Below are 14,277 nucleotides of genomic sequence, written 5' to 3'. Positions count from 1 at the left end.
CGGTAGAATTAAGATGGCAACCTGGCGTAAAGCACAGGATAAACACTACAAAACCAACGTCAATGAGTATATACTCTAGCGCAACTTTGATGTGTTAAATGTGGATAAACGATGACACTCACGTTTCAAGATATTATTTTTAAACTACAACAGTATTGGGCTGAAAAGGGCTGTATGATCGTGCAACCTTTGGACATGGAAGTGGGAGCAGGAACGTTTCATCCAGCGACCTTTTTGCGTGCCATTGGTCCTGAGAACTGGAATGCAGCCTACGTACAGCCATCGCGTCGCCCAACCGATGGTCGCTACGGTGAGAATCCAAATCGTGGTCAGCATTATTACCAGTTTCAGGTGGTGATGAAACCATCACCCAAAGACTTTCAAGAACTCTATTTAGGCTCACTGCGCATATTAGGCATTGACCCATTGGAACATGATATTCGCTTTGTTGAAGATAATTGGGAATCACCAACTTTGGGAGCCTGGGGCTTAGGCTGGGAGGTGTGGGCTAATGGCATGGAGGTGACTCAATTTACCTATTTTCAACAAGTGGGGGGATTGGAATGTAAACCTGTCACAGGTGAGATTACCTATGGTCTTGAGCGCCTGGCTATGTATTTGCAAAATGTAGATAGCATGTATGACTTATTATGGGCAAACACTGCTATGGGTCCCATTTATTATCGGGATGTATTTCAACAGAATGAGCGTGAAATGTCACAATATAACTTTGAAGAAGCCAATATTGAACACTTGTTCAGCGAATTTGATTTTCTGGAAAAAGAAAGCGTACGCCTACTAGAGAAGGACTTGGCACTTCCTGCCTATGAGATGATGCTAAAGGCTTCGCACACATTTAACCTGTTGGATGCGCGTCACGCAATTTCAGCAACAGAACGCCAGCGCTATATTTTGCGCGTGCGTACCTTATCGCGCGGCATTGCTGAGGTTTACTATAAAACCAGAGAAAACTTAGGATTTCCGATTTTGGCGAATGCATGAAGTAAGGGAGGTGAGTTTTAAATGGTAAAACCATCCGTCTTGCGTGTGAAAATATTCCGATGCTTTTGCGCTTCTTTTTTTTGTGATTTTGAACGCGTTGGAAAGTCGCGATCAAAATCTGCCAGAAAATTTCCTGCGTCACTAACATACTCGCGCTTTTTATTGTTATCAAACAGATGGAGTATTTTAAGAATAATTGACATGGTGACCTAAGTTGTTGTTTCTATTTCGACTGCGATTATACTAGAATGCCTTGAAAAGGCCTATTCCAACAGCGCTCCATCACAAATCATTTTGCGGTGTTTAATTGCGAAGCAGTTTATGAAGATTTTGGCAGATTGGATTGCAGGTAATAGCTGGGACTATTGCCAAAATTCAATCTGCCAAAATCACGTAAAGTGCAAAGCAAGAAATTCTGTAAAATGGTTTGTGATGGGTATAAAAGTAGTGCGTGTTCGAGTATGTGAATCAGATTAAATAATTTTAGGAAAAGACCCTTTATGCGCCCAGGTCCGATATTTAAAGTCTTAGGTATGCTCTTGATGTTTTTTAGTTTAACGATGCTAACGCCGATTGTCGTGAGCTGGATTTATGACGAGCACAATACAGAGCCTTTTATCTTTAGCTTTTTAATTACGCTGATTTCGGGGGTGACATTTTGGGCATTAAGCGCTAAGTCCAGGAAACAATTAACGGTTAAAGATGGTTTTATTGTGGTGATTGCCATATGGTCGGTATTGGGTCTATATGGTGCCATTCCCTATATGCTCTCCAATGGCTTAGATCTAAGCTTCTCTGATGCCGTGTTTGAGTCAATTTCGGGATTTACCACAACAGGAGCTACGGTGATTCACGGGTTGGATGTGCTGCCTAAGAGTCTTTTGTACTATCGCCAGCAGACACAATTACTAGGTGGGATGGGGATTATTATCTTATCGGTCGCTATTTTACCGATGCTGGGTGTCGGAGGAATGCAGCTATATCGCGCAGAAGCTAATGGTCCCTGGAAAGAAAATAAGCTAACGCCACGCATTGCTGATACGGCAAAAGTGTTGTGGGGTGTTTATTTATTGTTGGTGGTGTTATGTATTATCAGTTACAAACTTGGCGGCATGAGCTGGTTTAATGCCGTGTGTTACGCCTACTCAACCGTGAGCACCGCTGGTTTTGCCCCAAGCGATGCGTCAATGGCAGGACAGACGCCACTGGTTTATTCGATCTGTATTTTTTACATGATCATTGGTGGTGCAAGCTTTGCCTTGCATTTCACTGCTTTGCGCAAAATGTCTCTTAAAATATATTGGCGTGATCCTGAATTTAGAGCCTATATCTTTTTTGCTTTTTCAATGATGGTAGTCGTAGTGCTAACGCTTATTTCGCAAGATGCCAGCAAAAACAATGAACGTGCTTTTTGGGATGGCATATTTCAAGTAGCATCCCTGATAACAACAACAGGGTTTACCTCAGATTCAAATTATCATCTGTGGCCTTTATTTCTGCCAATTTTATTAATGATCATAGGACTCGTTGGAGGGTGCGCGGGCTCAAGCTCTGGAGGTCTTAAGATTGTGCGCGCGGTACTCCTAAGAAAACAGGCTTTTCGTGAAGCAAGACGCCTGGTGCACCCAGCAGGCGTATTTCCTATAAAGTTTGGCAATAAAGTCATGTCTGAAAGTGTGATGAGTAGTGTATGGGGGTTTGTCGCGGCGTATTTTATTTTATTTGTTATTTTGTGGCTATGTATGATGGGGGTTGGGGTAGACTCTATAACTGCTTTTTCCGCTGTGGCAGCCAGTATTTCTAATGCAGGACCAGGTCTTGGGCAGGTTGGAGTTAATTACGCCACGTTGCCCGCTGCTGCCCATTGGCTTTTAAACTTTGGAATGCTCTTGGGGCGTTTAGAAGTTTTCACCATTCTGGTGTTATTTACCCCTGATTTTTGGCGGCGCTGATCACTCAAGCGATTGTTGTGATCCATCATATTTTTTAAGCTCAACATCACTAATCACTCCTTGATTAAAAAGCTTTATGAGTGCCTGTTGAAAGGTTTGCATGCCTTTGCTCTGACTGGTTTGTAGTACATTATAAAGCTGAGGAATTTTATTCTCGCGAATTAAATTTCTCACAGCAGTATTAGCAATGAGGATTTCGTGTGCGGCAACTCTGCCACCCTCTTTTTTGCTAATAAGCCTTTGTGCAATGACCGCTTGTAATGACTCGGATAACATTGAACGGATCATTGATTGCTCATCTCCTGGAAATACATTAATGATGCGATCAATGGTCTTAGGTGCAGATGAAGTATGTAGTGTGGCAAAAACCAAGTGCCCTGTTTCTGCGGCTGTAAGAGCCAAACGAATTGTTTCAATATCACGCATTTCCCCTACTAAAATGTAGTCAGGATCTTCGCGAAGAGCAGCACGTAATGCGTTATTAAAGCTTAAAGTATCACGCTTGACCTCCCGTTGATTGATCAGACATTTCTCCGGGATATGCGTAAATTCGATAGGATCCTCAATTGAAATAATATGCCCTTTCTCTGTCTTGTTAATATGATCAATCATAGCTGCCAGAGTCGTGCTTTTGCCACTACCTGTTGGACCTGTGACCACAATCAAGCCATACAGCTGATGCGTCAATTGCTTGAAGATTTCAGGCGCTTTGAGATCCTCCAAACTATGCACGCTTTCAGGAATCAGGCGAAAGACAATCGCAGGACCTCGATCCTGCATAAAGGCATTAACCCTGAAGCGCGAATGAATTTCAGGAGCATGGATGGAGAAATCATATTCCAGTGTTTCCTGAAATTGGTCTAGCTGCTCTGGGTTCATAAGGTCTTTAATAAACATGTGCACCATACCAGCCTGCAGTGGTGTTTGATCGATAGATTCCATGTGTCCATCTATACGCAGCATAGGGAGGACACCGCTTGAAATATGCAAATCCGAGGCTTTTCGACTTACACAAAGCGATAATAATTCCTTTAAGTTCATGCTATGATGTCCCTTTACTTAAAATCCATATTTGAAACTATAGCAGATGAATGATACGCGACAACAACTGCGACAAAATTTAGTCATGACTCAAAAAAAGATAGTTCAGTTTTCACCTCCTCTTTCGCGCCCACCGTTGTTACTAGCAGTGTCTAAAAAACAGAGTATAGAAGCGATAGAGCAAATTTATAACTGTGGGGTAAGGGATTTTGCCGAAAGCTTTGTTCAGGAATCCATGGATAAAATTCCACAGCTGCCACCCGATATCCGTTGGCATTACATTGGCAGAATTCAGTCAAATAAGCTTAAGAAAATTGCGCAATGTTTTCATTGGGTACATACCCTATCCGAGTTAGGACACGCACAAAAATTGCAATGGCATTGTCAGGAACTTTCCAAACAAATGCAGGTTTGCCTACAGATCAATGTTGATATGGAACCGCAAAAATCAGGCATCTCAATCGCACAGATCGGTCAGATTGATGCGCTTGTTGGCTATGTTGGCAACTGCCCTAACCTGGTGTTACGTGGGTTAATGTGTATGCTGCAAGAAAGTGAGGATTACCAGCAGCAAATAACAAGCTTCACTCGCCTGGCAAGCTTAAAAGAAACATTAAATCAAAAATTTAAGCTTAATATGGATCAACTTTCGATGGGGATGAGTGCTGATATGGAAGCCGCAATTGCTGCAGGAAGCACCATAATAAGAGTCGGAAGCGCCATCTTTGGGCAGCGAGAATAAAAGAGGTGCTTATGTTAAAAAGGATTTTTTGGGGTTTATTACTGTCACTGATTGTGGTAATCGTCGTGATTTCACTGCTTAATCGCCAGGCAAAAATGAGATATCCAGCTGTGGCTAAACAATACGCTAATGTGATTGTCTTTGGTGACAGTCTAAGTGATAGTGCGCCAGATGGGCAGAATATGGGTAACAATTATTGGGTGAAGCCTGAGGGCATTGTTAATCAGCTTGGTGCGCCTATTACCAATGAAATTTCGACCCAAAATCCAGTGCGTAAAACCTGGTTGAATTATTTTTTGGTAGAAATGCCGCTTGAAGCAGGCAGTGATTTTTCTAATATCAAAGGCTTGGTGAAAAATGCCGCCTATGCAAAAAATGTTTCTTTTGCCACAGCCTCAGCGGAAACTGGCGACTATTATCTGACGGATACAACATGGGCACGCGACAGCATGGCACAGTGCCAGAATGGTATTGGTGATTACGGTAACTACAACTGCGTTCCTGGAGTACTAAAGCAGTTGCAGCTGTATTTGTCAAACGTTGCTAATAAGCCAAATCCCAATACGCTTTTTATTATCTGGGCTGGAGGAAATGATTTTTATCAAAATATTGTACGCATCGCATCAAGAAATGGACAGGCAATAGCGCATCCGATTGAGAGATATACTCGAATTTAGTGTATGGGCTGGAATATAGTAATCAGCCTTGTTTAGGTGGTGTATTCACTGCAGAATGATAGCATTATTTTGCGTAACAAAACTCTCAAAAGAAGAATACACACATGAGTAAAGATAACGTACTTGATCTTAAAAATACAGTAGATACTGAAGTAAAAGATGCTTTAACTGGGTTGATTAGAGAAGCAGCTAATAAAGCCATTCACGAAGCGATCCTTGTGGAGCTTAAAGAATTTATGGATTCATTGGCAGATTTGAAGCTGGATGACGGGAAACATCAGGTTGTTCGTAACGGTTATCATCCTACGCGAGAGGTTGCAACTGGGGTTGGGAACGTGAAGGTGACAGTGCCTAGTCTAAGGTTAGAGATCGCAAAGGCACAGGTATTCAGTTTCACTCACTGCTGATTCCACCGTATATGAGACGAGCAAAAACGATTGATGAGTTGTTACCCTTGCTGTATTTGCAGGGAATCTCGACGAATCATTTTCAGCAGGCCTTAGCCCCCATACTGGGTGAAAATGCGAAAAATGTATCGGCACAGGTGATTTGTCGATTAAAAGAGACATGGCATGCTGAGCTTGCGTTATGGCGGAGTCGTTCTTTATCGGATAAGCATTATGTTTACTGGTGGGTTGATGGGATTTATTTGACAGCCCGCATGGAAAGTGAAAAAACCTGTATGCTCGTCATTATAGGTGCGACAGTAGATGGGAAGAAAGAGCTTGTTGCATTTGATGATGGTTTTAGAGAAAGCGCGGAGAGTTGGGCAGAGTTATTGCGTGATATCAAGCGCAGAGGATTGGTAGCGGGGCCTGAATTAGCGACGGGTGATGGTGCTATGGGCTTTTGGTCTGCCCTTGAGAAAGAATTCCCTAAAACGCAATGTCAACGTTGCTGGGTCCATAAAACAGCGAACATTCTTAACAAGCTACCTAAAGCTATGCAGTCCAGAGAAAGTCAAATTAGCGTAAAACATGTACATGGCCCCTGGGAAAGAGCAAGCAGAAGAAGCATACAAAGAGTTTGTTGCGACGTATGAGGCCAGGTATCCTAAAGCGGTTGAGTGTCTGACGAAAGATAAAGAAAGAATGTTTACTTTTTACAACTTCCCTGCCGAACATTGGTGTCATATTCGCTCTACGAATCCAATTGAATCAAGCTTTGCAACGATACGACACCGAACCCGACAAGCCAGAGGTTGCTACTCAAGAGAAACGCTACTTTGCGCTTTCTTTAAACTTGCTAGACAGGCTGAGAAAACCTGGTCGAGATTAAGAGGCCATCAGCGACTGGCTGAGGTGATTAATATGGTTAAATTTATTGATGGGATCTCTGAGCATGAAGTAGACAAAATAAAACAGGATAAACAAAATGCCGCTTAAGCCATACACTAAATTTGACAATAACTCTCCGATTGACAATATCGTGCAGGCGGTGAAACTCCTTATGGATAAAGGGGTTCCTGCTTCTCATATCTATGTTTTAAACCTGCCCGACTTTTCAATGGTGCCTGCGCTAACCAACCTGGTGGGTGAACATGTTAAAAATAACTACGCACATCGTGCTGTGCTTACGCTTATTTCGAGCATTTCACAACTGTATAATCTGAATTTGCACATCAATCTCGTATTGCAAACCCTCGGGCGCTTTTCTGCCAATCACATCTTTCCAATTGACCAGCTTTTCCTTGATGTTTATTTTAATAAAGAGCATATTTTACAGAAACTCAGGATCATCCAAAAGGTTGATCTTACCTGTGCTAAGGCAGGGGATTTTCCCTATTGCGCAGGTTTTTTGTTCTACAACGGCATGCACCCAACAACTGTTATTCATCAATATTTAGCAAAGGAACTTATGAGTTATATTCAGCGGACCTAAAGGCATTAAAATCCTCGCGCACCTGTGCTTGCATCATCTTAGCGCGTTGCATCGCTTGTCTGCTCGGGAATTTCCTGCCTATCAACCTCCCGCAAAATACTCCCTGAAATGCCTGCTGCTTCTACTTTGTGCTTTAATACATCGCCATCGCGCTGGGTGTACACGGGTCCCACATCCAGGCGGTACCAGTCCCCCACTTTCTTCAAGCTTGGTTTAAGCCCTGCAAGAATGAGTTTAGCGCGTGTGGCGTTGGCATCACTTAAATTGCGGTAGGAGCCAATTTGCAGCATGTAGGTATAACGATATTGTTTTAACTTTTCAGGGTTAGTATCCACCTGAACTGTTTTATTGGTTAATGTATCATAGAACGTAAAAGTAAGTGGCTGCTGCTGGGTAGCCTTTTTGGATGTTGTCGGAGACTCTTTATTGGTATTGGTATTGCTACTGGTATTGGCACTTTGTGCTGCCGAAAGAGCACCTGATTTTCCCTCATCGCTGTTATTCTTCGCGCTGGGGGTTGCTGTATCGACGGTAACATTACTGGAAGCTTGAGGCACTGCGACAGGAGTGCTCAGCAATTTTTCAGATGTCTGGACCGCTCTTTGCTGATCACTTTTTTGCGCTGGAGGTGCTTGCTGGATAGTGGTCTGTGTCAACGGCGTGACTTGCGCCTTGCTACCGTTCTTGTTGTAAAAACTCATCATAAAAGCGACGATAAGAATCAGTAATAATATGGCTAAAATCACTTTTCTTAGGGCGAACGAAGACGGCTTCGTACTGTCTCTTGGTACCTTATTTTGTGGTCTTGGAGCGACTGTATGGTTTTTTGCAAAATCACGCATTGTAATGAGAACGGCTTGACATTTTCTTAATTGTGGTGGAGATTCTAATGCCATCTTGCCAAAGTATAAAGTATGTTTATCGGTATTTGCACATTTATCTAAATGTTAGCGCCAGCAATACCAGAATTATTTTGCAAGGCTCTTTTATTGCAGAAACAAGTGTCACAAGTTTTGTCGCGAGATTGTCGCAAGTCCAGGTTTCTAACAGGTAAATCAGCTTATTTGTTGCGTCTTGTGATTAATAACACTTTTTTCGATCATTACCTTTATTTCTCGCTGCAAAGACGTATGCAATACGCCATGGACGAAATTGTTCTCGTCTTTTGGCAGTCGCACTTAGCAATAATAATTGCTAAAATGCCGCGAAGTTTAACCAATAGAGGCATTTGTATGTCAGTTATTAAAGTAGAAGATTTTATTCAAAGCGTTGCCGATGGATTGCAATTCATTTCCTATTATCACCCTAAAGACTTTGTACAGGCGATGTATCGTGCGTATCAGCACGAGGAATCAAAACCTGCCAAAGATGCTATTGGTCAGATCTTGATAAATTCACGGATGGCTGCCTATGGTCATAGACCCATTTGTCAGGACACAGGTATGGTGTGTGCTTTTGTTAAAGTCGGGATGGAAGCACGGCTTGATCACACCGATCGCACCATTACAGAGCTTGTCAATGAAGGCGTGCGCCGTGCCTATTTAAACACAGAGAATCCATTAAGAGCATCCATGGTGAGTCCACCACATGGTGCGCGCAAAAATACCAAAGATAATACACCAGCCATCGTACATATCGATATGGTGCCTGGGTCAAATATTGATATTGAGCTTGCGGCAAAAGGCGGCGGTTCTGAATTTAAATCTAAATTTAAGGTGTTAAACCCAAGTGACAGCATTGTTGATTGGGTAATTGAAACGGTACCAACAATGGGTGCTGGATGGTGTCCGCCTGGTATTGTTGGCATTGGGATTGGAGGTACAGCAGAAAAAGCAATGCTTTTGGCAAAAGAGTCTTTGGGCGAAGAAATCAACATGCACGAGATTCTTGAACGTGGCGCACAAACCGAGCTTGAGAAACTGCGTGTTGAGCTTTATCACAGGATTAATGCCTTGGGTATCGGTGCGCAAGGCTTGGGTGGGCTAACAACCGTGTTAGATGTGAAAATTCATGAATACCCAACCCATGCAGCATGTAAGCCCGTTGCGTTAATTCCAAACTGTGCTGCCACAAGGCATGTTCGCTTTAGCCTGGATGGCTCAGGCATCGCGAAATTACCTGTGCCGAAACTAGAAGACTGGCCAGTCATCACAGAAACAGATAAATCACAAGTCAGAAGAATTGATTTAAACACGATTACCCAAAAGGAGATTGAAAACTTAAAACCAGGGGAAACGTTGTTGCTCAATGGCAAATTATTAACGGGGCGAGATGCCGCACATAACCGTATCGTAGATATGGTGCAAAATGGCGAGCCATTAGCTGTCGATTTAAAAGGTAAGTTTATCTATTATGTGGGTCCTGTTGATCCCGTTGGTGATGAGGTTGCGGGTCCTGCTGGTCCCACAACGGCGACACGTATGGATAAGTTCACCGATTTTATGTTAGGCAGTGTTGGTATTGCTGGCATGGTAGGTAAAGCAGAACGCGGGCAAACAACCATTGATTCGATTAAAAAACACAAAGCTGTTTATTTAATGGCAGTGGGAGGTGCTGCCTATCTGATTTCTAAATCAATTCGCCAGGCAAAAGTCGTGGGGTTTGAGGATTTGGGCATGGAAGCAATTTATGAGTTTGAAGTAGAAGATATGCCTGTTACCGTTGCAGTTGACAGCCAGGGAATATCAGTACACCACACAGGACCCATGGAATGGAAGACGAAAATTGCTGAAATGAGCGCCAAGAAATGACAATCTTTCAGTCCATTGTCGGACTTTAGTGCCATTAGGACTTAGGGTTCTCCAACTTAATGACTGGGGTTATTCAATAAAAACAAGCATTTCATTTGTCAAGTTTCTCAAAAATCTTTAACATGCTAGCTTAATTAGCAAAGTAAGGAATTTCAGTGAACCATAACATTGTTATCTTAGGTAGCCAGTGGGGTGATGAGGGTAAGGGCAAAATTGTTGATTTTTTAACAGACAAAGCGGATGCCGTTGTGCGTTTCCAAGGTGGGCACAACGCAGGACACACTCTGGTGATCAATGGTGAGGTAACAAAATTGCGTCTTATTCCCTCAGGCATATTGCACGACGGCGTCAAAAGCTTTATTGGTAATGGGGTTGTGGTGTCGCTTGATGCCTTACATACAGAAATGGAAGAATTACTGGTGCGTGGAGTGCCCGTTTTTGAGCGCTTACGTATCAGTGAAGCCTGTCCTTTGGTCTTGCCCATACATGTGGCGTTAGATGAGATCCGAGAGAATGCCTTAGGAGACCAAAAAATTGGAACCACTAAACGCGGAATCGGTCCTGCCTATGAAGACAAAATTGCGCGTCGTGCCGTTCGCATTGGTGATTTGGCACACCCGCAAAAACTTAAGGCAAAACTTAAAGCTTTGCTGGATTTACATAACTTCACCCTTAAAAACTACTACAAAATCGAAACATATTTTGATTTAGATGAAACTTATGCAGCCCTCTTGAACTATGCAAAAACCATCTTACCGATGGTAACAGATGTTTCGGCAGATCTTAATGCGATCCGTTTGCGTCACGGCAAGATCATTTTTGAAGGCGCACAGGGTACGCTTTTAGACATAGATCATGGAACCTATCCTTTTGTTACCTCATCCAATACCATCTCAGGTACAGTTGCCTCAGGTGCAGGCTTTGGACCTTGTTATATTGATGCGGTAGTGGGTATTACCAAAGCCTACACAACACGTGTTGGCAGTGGCGCATATCCTACGGAACTGTTTGATGAAATCGGCGAACACTTAGGGACTAAAGGCTGTGAATTTGGTACGGTAACAGGTAGAAAGCGCCGCACGGGATGGCTTGATTTGGTAGCCTTGCGTCGCGCGATTGAGATCAATAGCATCACGTCGATTTGTTTAACCAAACTCGATGTATTAGATGGTTTAAAAGAAATAAAAGTATGCGTTGCCTATGAGCTCGATGGCAAAGAGGTATTTTATCCTCCTTATGGCAATGCCGATTACATTCGCTGTAAGCCAGTTTATAAAACATTTAACGGATGGTCGGAAGCAACCTTTAATCAAACCGATTACAATAGATTGCCTCAAGCAGCGCGTGATTATGTGAGGTTTATTGAGAAGACATTGAATGTGCCGATAGATATTATTTCCACGGGTCCTGAGCGCAATCAGAATGTGATTGTGAAGGGTATTTTCTAATACGACAAAAAATGAAGATAAAATTGTATTTGAATGCTGAAAAAATCACTCATAGCGCGTACAATGTGCCAAATTTTAAGATTCAAAATATAAAGTAAATGACATTATCTAACTCCTCTGACTCCCCAGCTAAAAAACAGTACAAGGCTGTTTCGCTTATTTCAGGGGGCTTAGACTCTATGCTTGCGACCAAAGTGGTTCTTGATCAAGGCATTCACGTTGAAGGTATTAATTTTTTCACCGGATTTTGTGTCGAGGGGCACACACATGCCATTCGTAAAAAAGATCACGCGAGACAAAAGCGCAATAATGCGTTGTGGGTTGCCGAACAGTTGGGTATAAAGCTTCACATTATTGACGTCATCGAAGAATATAAGGATGTGCTGTTAAATCCAAAATATGGCTATGGCGCCAATATGAATCCATGCCTGGATTGCAAAATATTTATGGTCAAAAAAGCCAAAGAGTGGGCGCTTGAAAACGGCTTTGATTTTATTATCACAGGTGAGGTAATTGGGCAACGCCCCATGTCACAGCGCAAAGATACGATGCCAGTTATTCAAAAACAATCGGGCATTGATGATTTATTACTGCGTCCTTTATGTGCTAAGAATCTGCCAGAGACAAAACCTGAACGTGAAGGCTGGGTTAAGCGTGAGCAATTATTTGGTTTTCATGGCAGAAGTCGCACACCTCAATTTGAGTTAGCCAAAGATTATGGTTTTGTGGATTACGCGACCCGAGCTGGTGGCTGCTGCTTTTTAACCGATAAGCAATACTCGGATAAACTGGTGGATTTATGGAAAGGACGTAATGGCGAGCGCGACTATGATTTTGATGATATTATGCTATTGAAAATAGGCAGGCACCTGCGTCCAAAGCCTGAGTTTAAACTCATTATTGCGCGTGAAGAAGGTGAGAGTAATTTCTTAAATGGCTATAAGCATCAGTTCCCAAGCGCCACGGTTGAAAGCCATGGAGGACCACTGACTTTGATCGACGGTCAGTTTACTTCCAAAGATGAGGCTTTTGTAGCTAAAATTATTGCCCGCTTCTCACAAGGACGTGATGCGGATGAGGTGAGCTTACGCTTTAGTTATCCTGACGGTGTCATGCGCGATCATACAGTCAAACCTTTTACAGTCGATGAAATCGACGAAACGTGGTATATCTAATGAGCATTGAGATTGAGTTAGATTTACGGCGCTTATTGTGCCCAATGCCCGTGATTAAGACGCAGAATGCGTTGAAGAAAATGAATACAGGTGAACATTTAAGGGTCATTTGTACCGACCCTGGGGTGAAACACGATATTCCTGCCTGGTGCAGGATTAATGAATACGTTATTGTGGAGCAATTTGAAGAAAACAACGAGTTTATCTTTATCATTAAGGCCTAAGAGTATGGATCAAAATCTATTGAGTATTTTAGTATGTCCTGTGTGTCAATCTCATGTAATTTATGACAAGAAAAACAGGCAGCTTGTGTGTAAAGCGGATAAGTTGGCTTACCCCATTATCGATGAGGTTCCAAGAATGCTGATTGAAGAAGCCAGAAAATTAACGCTTGAAGAAGTAAAACAATATGATTAAGCGACACATTATTATTCCAGCACGCCTGAAATCCACAAGACTTGCCAATAAATTACTGCTTGATTTGGCGGGAAAACCCATTATTGAGCATGTCTATCATCGGGCAGTCCAATGTCAGTTCGACCAGGTTGTCATTGCGACAGATAGTGAAGAAATTAGAAAAGTTGCCGAAAGCTTTGGAGCTCAAGTGTGTTTGACACGCGCTGATCATCCGTCAGGCACGGATCGCCTGGCTGAGGCGATCGAAAAACTTTCAATAGCAGATGATGACATTGTCGTGAACATTCAGGGTGATGAGCCATTGATTCCTGTTGCAAATGTCATTCAAGCGACTGATTTACTCATCAATAAGCCTGCGGCAGTCATGTCAACTTTGTGCGAGCAAATCACAGATGAATCAGAAGTGCACGATCCAAATTGTGTTAAGGTGGTATTCAATCACCACGGGTTTGCCCTGTATTTTTCACGCGCGCCCATTCCCTGGCAGAGAGGAGTGTTTGATCAAAACAAAATTAATCCAGGTGATCACTACCGCCATATTGGTTTATATGCCTATCGTGCAGGCTTTTTAAAAACATATACGCAAATGACCAAGAGCCCGCTTGAACAAATTGAGTCTCTAGAGCAGCTACGCGTACTGTGGCATGATCAAAAGATTGCGATCGCCACAGCAAACGCCAAAACTCCCCCAGGAATTGACACTTTGGCAGACTTAGAAAAGATGAGACACGTATATGAACAATTTCAAGCTCGATAGGCGCTTAGCGGAAACCAGTAGCTTAATCAAAGACCTGGGTGACATTGAGCTTCGACTGTCTAACAACGCGCTTGTGCCATGGTTTTTGCTTATCCCAAAAGTTCAGCTGACAGAATGGTTTGAGCTCGAAGAAGTCATGCAAATCAGGCTTAATAAACTGGTCAGTGCCTTATCGGCATTTCTTAAAACAGAACTTAAGGTCGATAAAATTAATATCGCTACGATTGGCAATGTCGTCTCACAAATGCACATTCACGTGGTGGGTCGAAAGCAGGATGATTTTTGCTGGCCTGATGTGGTGTGGGGAAAACAACAGTTTAAGCCTTATACGGATGATCAACGAAATGAAATCATTATGAGTCTGATTAAAAGGTGTTCAGCCTGTGTTCAAGCGTAAAGGACAGCCTCGTATTGCATTCATCGTTTGTTTAATGG

The 14,277-nt window shown here is 42.7% G+C and carries 15 protein-coding genes and 1 pseudogene; 13 read left to right on the top strand and 3 right to left on the bottom strand.

Annotated elements, in window-relative coordinates; all coding sequences use genetic code 11:
• The first annotated feature begins 111 nt into the window (after positions 1-111).
• The gene (gene glyQ / locus CU053_RS01330) at positions 112-1,002 is read left to right on the top strand and encodes a glycine--tRNA ligase subunit alpha (protein ID WP_100550619.1); all 891 of its coding nucleotides are present in this window, start codon (positions 112-114) and stop codon (positions 1,000-1,002) included.
• 17 nt (positions 1,003-1,019) lie between these two features.
• Here the strand turns inward: glyQ and CU053_RS01325 are convergent, their stop codons facing one another.
• On the bottom strand, positions 1,020-1,205 hold the full coding sequence (locus tag CU053_RS01325) for a CBU_0585 family protein (RefSeq protein ID WP_100550620.1): 186 nt from the start codon (positions 1,203-1,205) through the stop codon (positions 1,020-1,022).
• A 339-nt stretch (positions 1,206-1,544) separates the two neighbouring features.
• On the opposite strand from CU053_RS01325, the gene CU053_RS01320 reads away from it, so the two are divergent.
• Positions 1,545-2,954 (top strand): potassium transporter TrkG, encoded by a 1,410-nt coding sequence (locus CU053_RS01320; RefSeq protein WP_233263303.1) that lies wholly within the window; start codon positions 1,545-1,547, stop codon positions 2,952-2,954.
• On the opposite strand, the gene CU053_RS01315 is transcribed toward CU053_RS01320, so the two are convergent.
• Positions 2,955-3,995, bottom strand: coding sequence for a type IV pilus twitching motility protein PilT (locus tag CU053_RS01315; RefSeq protein ID WP_100550622.1), 1,041 nt, complete (start codon positions 3,993-3,995; stop codon positions 2,955-2,957).
• A 46-nt stretch (positions 3,996-4,041) separates the two neighbouring features.
• Here CU053_RS01315 and CU053_RS01310 point away from each other — a divergent pair, with 46 nt between their 5' ends.
• The 4 genes and pseudogenes from CU053_RS01310 to CU053_RS01295 all read left to right on the top strand — a co-directional run bounded on the left by CU053_RS01310 (position 4,042) and on the right by CU053_RS01295 (position 7,295).
• Positions 4,042-4,737: a YggS family pyridoxal phosphate-dependent enzyme gene (locus CU053_RS01310; RefSeq protein ID WP_100550623.1), complete on the top strand. Its 696-nt coding sequence runs from the start codon at positions 4,042-4,044 to the stop codon at positions 4,735-4,737.
• An 11-nt stretch (positions 4,738-4,748) separates the two neighbouring features.
• On the top strand, positions 4,749-5,414 hold the full coding sequence (locus CU053_RS01305; protein WP_158106911.1) for an SGNH/GDSL hydrolase family protein: 666 nt from the start codon (positions 4,749-4,751) through the stop codon (positions 5,412-5,414).
• Positions 5,415-5,518: 104 nt separating this feature from the next.
• A pseudogene (locus CU053_RS01300) lies at positions 5,519-6,799 on the top strand (IS256-like element IS4502 family transposase).
• Positions 6,789-7,295: an SGNH/GDSL hydrolase family protein gene (locus CU053_RS01295; protein ID WP_100551244.1), complete on the top strand. Its 507-nt coding sequence runs from the start codon at positions 6,789-6,791 to the stop codon at positions 7,293-7,295. Before CU053_RS01300 ends, CU053_RS01295 begins: the two are co-directional and overlap by 11 nt.
• A gap of 38 nt (positions 7,296-7,333) precedes the next feature.
• Here CU053_RS01295 and CU053_RS01290 read toward each other — a convergent pair whose 3' ends face one another.
• Positions 7,334-8,191, bottom strand: coding sequence for an SPOR domain-containing protein (locus tag CU053_RS01290; RefSeq protein ID WP_100551243.1), 858 nt, complete (start codon positions 8,189-8,191; stop codon positions 7,334-7,336).
• Positions 8,192-8,527: 336 nt separating this feature from the next.
• On the opposite strand from CU053_RS01290, the gene CU053_RS01285 reads away from it, so the two are divergent.
• The 7 genes from CU053_RS01285 (at position 8,528) to CU053_RS01255 (ending at position 14,239) form a co-directional block, all read left to right on the top strand.
• Positions 8,528-10,045: a fumarate hydratase gene (locus CU053_RS01285; protein ID WP_100551242.1), complete on the top strand. Its 1,518-nt coding sequence runs from the start codon at positions 8,528-8,530 to the stop codon at positions 10,043-10,045.
• Positions 10,046-10,200: 155 nt separating this feature from the next.
• Positions 10,201-11,493 (top strand): adenylosuccinate synthase, encoded by a 1,293-nt coding sequence (locus tag CU053_RS01280; protein ID WP_100551241.1) that lies wholly within the window; start codon positions 10,201-10,203, stop codon positions 11,491-11,493.
• Positions 11,494-11,591: 98 nt separating this feature from the next.
• The gene (locus tag CU053_RS01275) at positions 11,592-12,668 is read left to right on the top strand and encodes a tRNA (5-methylaminomethyl-2-thiouridylate)-methyltransferase (RefSeq protein WP_100551240.1); all 1,077 of its coding nucleotides are present in this window, start codon (positions 11,592-11,594) and stop codon (positions 12,666-12,668) included.
• Positions 12,668-12,892, top strand: a complete 225-nt coding sequence (locus tag CU053_RS01270) for a sulfurtransferase TusA family protein (RefSeq protein ID WP_100551239.1) — start codon at positions 12,668-12,670, stop codon at positions 12,890-12,892. Before CU053_RS01275 ends, CU053_RS01270 begins: the two co-directional genes overlap by 1 nt.
• Positions 12,893-12,896: 4 nt before the next feature.
• Complete coding sequence (locus tag CU053_RS01265) at positions 12,897-13,085, top strand: Trm112 family protein (RefSeq protein ID WP_100551238.1); 189 nt, start codon at positions 12,897-12,899, stop codon at positions 13,083-13,085.
• Positions 13,078-13,842 (top strand): 3-deoxy-manno-octulosonate cytidylyltransferase, encoded by a 765-nt coding sequence (gene kdsB, locus CU053_RS01260; protein WP_100551237.1) that lies wholly within the window; start codon positions 13,078-13,080, stop codon positions 13,840-13,842. Before CU053_RS01265 ends, kdsB begins: the two co-directional genes overlap by 8 nt.
• Positions 13,820-14,239: an HIT family protein gene (locus tag CU053_RS01255; RefSeq protein ID WP_100551236.1), complete on the top strand. Its 420-nt coding sequence runs from the start codon at positions 13,820-13,822 to the stop codon at positions 14,237-14,239. The genes kdsB and CU053_RS01255 overlap by 23 nt, the downstream gene beginning before the upstream one ends.
• Positions 14,240-14,277 lie beyond the last annotated feature (38 nt).

The sequence above is a fragment of the Caedibacter taeniospiralis genome, assembly GCF_002803295.2.
GTDB classification, from domain to species: domain Bacteria; phylum Pseudomonadota; class Gammaproteobacteria; order Francisellales; family Francisellaceae; genus Caedibacter; species Caedibacter taeniospiralis.
The sequence above is the reverse complement of the archived record's forward strand: the minus strand, read 5'-3'. Positions and strand labels throughout refer to the sequence as shown.

Bases quoted from the DNA above. Each gene is read 5' to 3' on its own strand.
- CU053_RS01325 (WP_100550620.1), bottom strand. From the start codon at position 1,205: ATGTCAATTATTCTTAAAATACTCCATCTGTTTGATAACAATAAAAAG.
- CU053_RS01290 (WP_100551243.1), bottom strand. From the start codon at position 8,191: ATGGCATTAGAATCTCCACCACAATTAAGAAAATGTCAAGCCGTTCTC.
- kdsB (WP_100551237.1), top strand. From the start codon at position 13,078: ATGATTAAGCGACACATTATTATTCCAGCACGCCTGAAATCCACAAGA.
- CU053_RS01320 (WP_233263303.1), top strand. From the start codon at position 1,545: ATGTTTTTTAGTTTAACGATGCTAACGCCGATTGTCGTGAGCTGGATT.
- glyQ (WP_100550619.1), top strand. From the start codon at position 112: ATGACACTCACGTTTCAAGATATTATTTTTAAACTACAACAGTATTGG.
- CU053_RS01285 (WP_100551242.1), top strand. From the start codon at position 8,528: ATGTCAGTTATTAAAGTAGAAGATTTTATTCAAAGCGTTGCCGATGGA.
- CU053_RS01255 (WP_100551236.1), top strand. From the start codon at position 13,820: ATGAACAATTTCAAGCTCGATAGGCGCTTAGCGGAAACCAGTAGCTTA.
- CU053_RS01310 (WP_100550623.1), top strand. From the start codon at position 4,042: ATGAATGATACGCGACAACAACTGCGACAAAATTTAGTCATGACTCAA.
- CU053_RS01270 (WP_100551239.1), top strand. From the start codon at position 12,668: ATGAGCATTGAGATTGAGTTAGATTTACGGCGCTTATTGTGCCCAATG.
- CU053_RS01265 (WP_100551238.1), top strand. From the start codon at position 12,897: ATGGATCAAAATCTATTGAGTATTTTAGTATGTCCTGTGTGTCAATCT.
- CU053_RS01315 (WP_100550622.1), bottom strand. From the start codon at position 3,995: ATGAACTTAAAGGAATTATTATCGCTTTGTGTAAGTCGAAAAGCCTCG.
- CU053_RS01275 (WP_100551240.1), top strand. From the start codon at position 11,592: ATGACATTATCTAACTCCTCTGACTCCCCAGCTAAAAAACAGTACAAG.
- CU053_RS01295 (WP_100551244.1), top strand. From the start codon at position 6,789: ATGCCGCTTAAGCCATACACTAAATTTGACAATAACTCTCCGATTGAC.
- CU053_RS01305 (WP_158106911.1), top strand. From the start codon at position 4,749: ATGTTAAAAAGGATTTTTTGGGGTTTATTACTGTCACTGATTGTGGTA.